Raw genomic sequence first — 6,882 nt, 5'->3', positions numbered from 1 at the left:
GCGGGTTCAGCGATCCGCGCGAGCAGGTTAGCCAGCGCCCGTTTGTCCGGCGCGATGTCGTGGCACTGGACCGGTCGGTCCAGCACCGCCTCGAGCGCCGGCGGCAGCGCTACGGGATGGTTGATGGCCGCCTGCACCGTGTCGGCGAATTTGCCCGGATGGGCTGTCGCCCCGACGATCCAGCGTCGTGCCTGGCGCAAGGCCGGGTCAAGCTGGTGAAACGCTTCCAGAGCGGTCGCGGTGTGCGGGCAGGCGATATAGGCGCTTTCGTTGAAACACGTCTTCATGCGCGCCCTGATGTGCGCATCATCGACCGAGATCACGGCTTCGATCTGCCCGCCGGCCAGAGCGGCAAGCCGCTCGAAATTGCTGGGGGCGCCGACATCCATGGCGTTGGCGAGGGTGGCGATCGATGGGCGGCCCTGATATCGGCCGGAGCGGAACCAGTCGGCCAGGGTGGTATTGGCATTGGTTGCCAGCACGATAGGTCCGATCGGCAGGCCGCAGGCGCGGGCCAGGACGGCCGCGAAGGCATTGCCCAGATTACCGGTCGGGATGATGAGGCCCGGGGCCTCACCGGTTTGCGCATGCACGTCCAGCGCAGCGCGGGCCCAATAGGTCATTTGCGGCAGGAAACGGCCGATACTGATGGAGTTGGCCGAGGTCAGGTTGTGGCGCCGGCTCAGGTCCGGATCGGCAAAGGCGGCTTTGACCAATGCCTGGCAGGCGTCGAAATCGCCCTCGATCCGGGCCGCGTCAACGGGGGAGTCCCAGCAGCACAGCTGGTGTTCCTGGAAGGCCGAGATCCGCCCGGCGGGAAACAGGATGACGGCACGGGTCCCGGCGACACCTTCAGCGGCACAGCCGACGGCACCGCCCGTATCGCCCGAGGTCGCGACCAATACCGTTGTCGCTCGGTCTGATGACTGTCCCAGTGCGCTGAAGGCGCGAAACAGGAAGCGAGCCCCGAAATCCTTGAAGGCGCCGGTCGGGCCGTGAAAGAGTTCCAGTATGTCGGGTGCCGTTTCGGCGCGGTCCGGGCGGACGCGCGGACAGGGGAAGTTGAACGCGTCGGCGCAGATATCCGCCATGGCGCCCTGTATCGGCGTGCCGGCAAAGAAGGGGGCGAGAAGCCGCGCGGCCAGACCGGGCAGATCGGGCGTGTCGCTGAAATCGGCGGGGCTGAAGCGCGGGAGCGCCTCCGGCATGTAGAGCCCGCCATCGGGCGCGACCCCGGCGCGCAAGGCGGCGTCGGCGAGAACGGGAGGCGCCTCACCGCGGGTCGACAGATATCTCATTCGACCGACTCCACGCGCAGGCCGGCCGAGTCGATCGGCGCATCATAGGCGTTGGCGTCACAATCGGCGGCGCGGAACGCGTCGGCCATGGCGCGTTCGACGGCCGGGAGGTCGGCTTCCAGCGCCCAGGCGAAGACCGACGGGCCTGACCCGGAGAAGGAGCAGCCCAGCGCGCCTGCGGCGAGGGCCGCAGCCTGCACCGGTTCAAGTTCCGGCAGGAGGGGGCGGCGCTGCGGCTCGATGAAGACATCGCGCAGGCCGGCGCGCACCAGGTCGAGATCATTGATTGCGCAGCCGGCGACGAAGCTGGCCATGTTGCGGGCATGCTCGACAGCAATGTCCTTGTCGATGGTCGGGGCGAGCAATTCGCGGGCGCGCTGGGTCTCCACCTTGCGGTCGGGATGGAAGAGGATGCAGGCCACGCCGGCAGGCAGGGGCAGGCGGCGGATCAGCGGCGGGTCAATCTGCCCGGCCACAACCAGCCCTCCCATCAAGGCCGCCATGACATTGTCCCAGGGCGGCGGATCGGCAGAGACTTTCTCGCCTTCCATGGCCAGCGGCAGGAGTTCGGCGAGGCTGAACGGTGAGCCGAGGAGCGCATTGACCGCGCCCGCGGCCGCAACCGCCGAGGCGGCAGACCCGCCCATCCCGGCACTCAGTGGCACGCCCTTGTGAATATCGATGGTCAGGCCGCAGGGCGCGCCCGCTGCCTGCAGCACGGCATCGGCCGCCGCGAGGGCGCAATTGCCATTGACCTCCGACGGCAGCGTCTCGACCAGTCCGGAGACATGGCCCAAGCGGACGCCCGGCACGCTTTCGCGGCGCGCCGTCACTGTGTCGCGCACGGCGTCGAAGGCGAGGCCGAGCACATCAAACCCGACGCCGACATTGCCGATACTGGCTGGTGCGCTTGCGCGCGCCAGCGATGGGGGTTTGCTCATGCCACGGTCCTCGAGGACATCCGGCGAATATGGCTAAGCGGATTCTCAGGGACGCGCGATGCGTCCGGCGGCGGCGCGATCGTGTCGCGCTGGATATCCATGATGTCGGCAAAGACGGCTTCCGCGGTTGGCCACCGGCCGGCACCCTTGCCGAATACGCCGACCCGGCCGGCAGGCAGTTCGAACAGCGCCCCATTGCCTTCATTGACCAGGCCTGCCAGCGGGTGATCCGGCGCCAGCGCCTGAATTTCGACCTGCGCCTCAACCTGCCCATCGGCCGTCGTGCTGCACCGGGCGACCTGTTTGAAGACGAGGCCTTGCTCATTCACCGCAGCGATGCGTGCGGCGGACAGGTCGCTGAGGCTTTCGCGGCTGATCTGGTCGGGGTGGAGGGCGACCCCGAAGGCATGGCGAACCAGAATGGCGAGCTTGTCGGCCGCGTCACAGCCATCGATATCGGCACTCGGATCCGCTTCGGCAAAGCCGAGCCTTTGCGCCTCGGCGACCGCATCAGCAAGGGGCACACCCTTGCCGAGCTGCCCGAGCACGAAATTGCAGGTTCCGTTCAATACGCCTTCGACCGCGAGGAGCGTGTCATTGGCGGCAAGCAGATCCACCAGTTCGAGTATGGGGACGCCGCCACCAATCGTGGCCGAGTAGCGCAGTGAGCGGCCGCTCTCCTCAGCCAATTCGTGCAGGCGTTCAAAGTCCAGCGCCATCACGGCCTTGTTGGCGGTCACCAGATGGGCGCCTTCGCGCAACACACTCTGTGAGAGCGCGCGGGCCAGTCCGGTTCCGCCGATCGTCTCGACCACAATATCGGGATCATTCGCCAGGGCTTCGGCCGGATCGGCGGTGAAGGCGAGTGCGGCGGGGGCTCCGGCGCGATGTTGATCGGGGTCGCGGACAAGGACCGGGTTGAGGGCGAAGCGGCCGGGATGGGCGAGGAGATGACGACACACGCCGGCGCCAACAGCGCCATGGCCAAGAATGGCGACCTTGAGCTGCCGCGCCTCGAGGCCGTCGCCGGCCCGTTTCTCGACGGCGGCAATGCGCGTCGCATAGGGACGTCCAAGGGCGGCAACCTCGATCACCACATTCTGTTCCTTGGCCCGCGTGATGGCCTTGTCCTGGACCAGGCCGCGGCTGACCTTGGCGGCTTCGTCATAGTCGAGCTGGTCGAGGCGCTTGGCATTGGCGACCTTGGCCGGATCATCGGTATAGACCCCGTCGACATCCTTGATCAGGCGAACCCGGTCCGCGCCCAGCCAATGGGCGAATTCGACCGCTGTCAGATCCGTACCACCCCGACCCAGGGTGACCGGTCCGTCCGCGCCTTCGCCAAAGAAACCCGGTGCCACAATCACATCGACCGCCTCGAAGCGGGCCAGGACGCGCGCCTTGTCGAGGCCCGTCAGATTGGCGTCCAGCGCCTCGCCTTCCGCCCGCAAATCCATTTCATGCGGATCAAGCACGGCGGACGGGATGCCGGAGCGTTCCAGGGCCAGACCCATCAGGGCGGCCGATTTCAGCTCGCCGCAGCGCACCAGACGGGCGAGGAGGGCGTCGGAACAGCCCTGGCCGACATCATTGCCAACGCCGAACAGGGCATCGGTCTCGCCATCCAGCGCAGACACAACCGCGACGACTTTCTCGCCGGCGCGGACATGGCGATAGATCTCGTGGGCGGCGCGGGCATAGTCGTCCGGCGTGAACAGGACAGAGCTGCCGAATTTGAGAACGCTGAGTTTGAGCGGACGGCTGGGTTGGTCTGGCTGGGGTTGGTCTGGCAAGGCCATGGGTCGGGTCCTTCGGGTCGGGTCGATGTGAGATGTGTGGTGAGTGAGATCGGTGTGGATTTGAGGGGTCTGGCTGGAAATCAGGCATGAAAAAACCCGCTCGCCGGTTGGGGAGCGGGTTCGGTGTGTGCGGTGTGTCTGGTACCGCTACGCCACGTTGGCCGCTCCCCTTGTCCAGGAGGTCGTCGTGGTAATCATGGTGGTGGTACCGAGGCCGCCGAGGATGGCGCAGCCGGTCAGGCCCGAACCCGAAAGGGTCGGCTGGAGGCGGCTGATCATGTCCATGGCGTGGGCCATATCGACAAGTCCTTCGGTAGGCGGGCGACAGCACGATTGCTGCACCTGCAAAACTCGCAGACAAGAAGTGCGCAAAAATTTCGCGCCGTCAAACCCTTTTTGGCAGAAATTCTGTAATCAGGTGTTAAAGGGCGCCTTCGCGGGCATGATTTTCTCCGGGCAGGCGAGTGCACGTGCGAGCGTGATGCATGAAGGCTGAGCGCGTGCTGGCGCAGGCTGACCGGGTGGGGCACTCTCCTGGTCGCGAGCGGGCCTCGTCATGAGAGCGCCCGGGCATAGTCGATGGAGACATCATGATCCGGATGATTTTGGCGGTCCTGGCAGGCGTGATTGCGGGCGGTGTCGCGACCGGCCTCCTTGAGGCGCTCGGGCATGTGGCATTGCCCTTGCCGGACGGTTTGATCCCGGAGGACCTGAATGACCGCGAGGCCCTGAACGCCGCTCTCGCGCAGGTTCCGGATGCCAACCGCGTCGCGGTGATCGCGGCCTGGGCCGGCGGCGCCCTGGTGGCCGGCTGGCTCACCGCCACACTCGCACGCCGACATCACCTGGCGCTGGCCCTGGTCGCCGGTGGCGGCCTGCTCTTCGCCGGGTTGAGCAATCTGATCTTCATCCCCAGCCCGCTGTGGATGTGGGCCTTCGGACTGGCGGTTTTCCTGCCGATGGCCTGGCTGGGCTATCGGCTGGCGGGCAAGCGTGGGTGAGGGGCGCGTGTGCGCCTTCTCCCGACCGGACAAGAAAAAAGCCCCGACCAACCGGCCGGGGCTTTTCTGTTTGTCGTTGTGATCGGTGGCGCTACTCAGCCGCCGTCAGCTCGCGCACTTTCGGAGCGGCAGCGCGAACATAGGGCGCCACATGGGCTTCGAAGGTCTTGAAGTTCTCGTTGAACATGGCGACCAGCGAGGCCGCGCGGGCGTCATAGGCGGCCTTGTCCGACCAGGTTGAACGCGGGTCGAGAATGCCGGACTCCACACCCGCCACCGCGATCGGGACCATGAAGCCGAAATTCGGATCCTCACGGAAGGCCGCGCCATTGAGCGAGCCGTCCAGGGCGGCATTGAGCAGGGCGCGGGTGGCCTTGATCGGCATGCGGTTTCCGGTGCCATAGGCGCCGCCGGTCCAGCCGGTATTGACCAGCCAGCAATCGACATCGTGCCCGGCGATCAGCTCGCGCAGGAGCGCGCCATACTCGGACGGGTGACGCGGCATGAAGGGCGCGCCGAAACAGGTCGAGAAGGTCGCGGACGGTTCGGTCACGCCTTTCTCGGTGCCGGCGACCTTGGCGGTATAGCCGGACAGGAAGTGATACATCGCCTGGGCCGGTGTCAGCTTGGCGATCGGCGGCATGATGCCGAACGCGTCACAGGTGAGCATAACGACATTCTTGGGATGCCCGCAGCGACCGGTCTCCGACGCATTGGGAATGGCCGAGAGCGGGTAGGCGCCGCGGCTATTCTCGGCGAGGCTGTCATCATCGAGATCCAGCACCCGCGTCTCCGGGTCCATCACGACGTTTTCCAGCACCGTGCCCCACATCTTGGTGGTGGCGTGGATTTCCGGCTCGGCCTCGGCCGACAGTCGGATCATCTTAGCGTAGCAACCGCCCTCGAAATTGAACAGGCCGTTTTCCGACCAGCCATGCTCGTCATCACCGACAAGCGTGCGGCTGGCATCGGCGGACAGCGTTGTCTTGCCGGTACCCGACAGGCCGAAGAAGATCGCGGCATCGCTGCCGTCTTCACGTGCGTTGACCGAGCAATGCATCGGCATGATGCCCTTGGCGGGCAGGAGGTAATTGAGAATGGTGAAGACCGATTTCTTGGTCTCACCGGCATAGGACGTGCCACCGATCAGCACCATGCGGCGCTCGAAATCGACACCGATCACGGTCTCGGAGCGGCAGCCATGGCGGGCCGGGTCGGCCTTGAAGCTCGGCAGGTTGATGATGGTGAACTCGGCCGCGAACCCGGCATATTCCTCTGCAGCGGGAACGCGCAGGAGATGCCGGATGAAGAGGGAGTGCCAGGCCAGTTCATTGACCACACGAACCGGCAGGCGGTGGTCCAGGTCGGCGCCGCCGAACAATTGCTGGACGAAGAGTTCCTTGCCCGCCATGTGGGCCTGGAAGTCTTCCCACAGGGCATCGAAATGCGCCGGCGAGATGGCGGCGTTATTGTCCCACCAGACCTGGCTCTCGGTGGCATCGTCGCGGACCGTGAACTTGTCCTTGGCCGAGCGACCGGTATGGGCGCCGGTCTTGACGACCAGGGCGCCGCCCTCGGCGACTTCCGCTTCTCCGCGTTGAACGGTCTCCTGATAGAGACGCGCTTCATTCCAGTTGAGATTGATCGGTCCGGCCTGGATACCCAGTGCCGCGAGACCGCCGTCAAGACCTTCGGACTTGGACATGTTTTCCTTACCCCCAGTGTACCTGCGGCGCTTTTTCCCGCGTCGTCAGGCAGAACGCTTGTTCGCCCGCCGGACGCCTCGAAACGGGGCAGGGGCGGGCCTGTATCGTCGACGGACGCAAGTCACTTGCCAGTCCCG

Annotated in this window: 5 protein-coding genes; 1 reads left to right on the top strand and 4 read right to left on the bottom strand. The window is 66.0% G+C overall.

The genetic code is table 11. The features are described from left to right. From thrC to QZ266_RS04410, 3 genes are all read right to left on the bottom strand, one after another. On the bottom strand, nucleotides 1-1,298 hold a 1,298-nt coding region (gene thrC / locus QZ266_RS04420; protein ID WP_295691973.1), incomplete at its 3' end, for a threonine synthase. Beyond that, nucleotides 1,295-2,239: a homoserine kinase gene (locus tag QZ266_RS04415; RefSeq protein WP_295691971.1), complete on the bottom strand. Its 945-nt coding sequence runs from the start codon at nucleotides 2,237-2,239 to the stop codon at nucleotides 1,295-1,297. The genes thrC and QZ266_RS04415, both read right to left, overlap by 4 nt. Continuing rightward, nucleotides 2,236-4,038, bottom strand: coding sequence for a homoserine dehydrogenase (locus tag QZ266_RS04410; protein WP_295691969.1), 1,803 nt, complete (start codon nucleotides 4,036-4,038; stop codon nucleotides 2,236-2,238). The genes QZ266_RS04415 and QZ266_RS04410 overlap by 4 nt, the downstream gene beginning before the upstream one ends. Nucleotides 4,039-4,628: 590 nt before the next feature. Between QZ266_RS04410 and QZ266_RS04405 the strand changes: the two genes are divergently transcribed. Continuing rightward, nucleotides 4,629-5,039, top strand: a complete 411-nt coding sequence (locus tag QZ266_RS04405) for a hypothetical protein (RefSeq protein WP_295691967.1) — start codon at nucleotides 4,629-4,631, stop codon at nucleotides 5,037-5,039. 91 nt (nucleotides 5,040-5,130) lie between these two features. Here QZ266_RS04405 and QZ266_RS04400 read toward each other — a convergent pair whose 3' ends face one another. Continuing rightward, entirely contained in the window at nucleotides 5,131-6,744 is a 1,614-nt protein-coding gene (locus QZ266_RS04400) for a phosphoenolpyruvate carboxykinase (protein WP_295691965.1), read from the bottom strand. Between the last annotated feature and the right edge of the window lie 138 nt (nucleotides 6,745-6,882).

Source organism: uncultured Maricaulis sp. (assembly GCF_905480005.1).
Taxonomy (GTDB): Bacteria; Pseudomonadota; Alphaproteobacteria; order Caulobacterales; family Maricaulaceae; genus Maricaulis.
The sequence above is the reverse complement of the archived record's forward strand: the minus strand, read 5'-3'. Positions and strand labels throughout refer to the sequence as shown.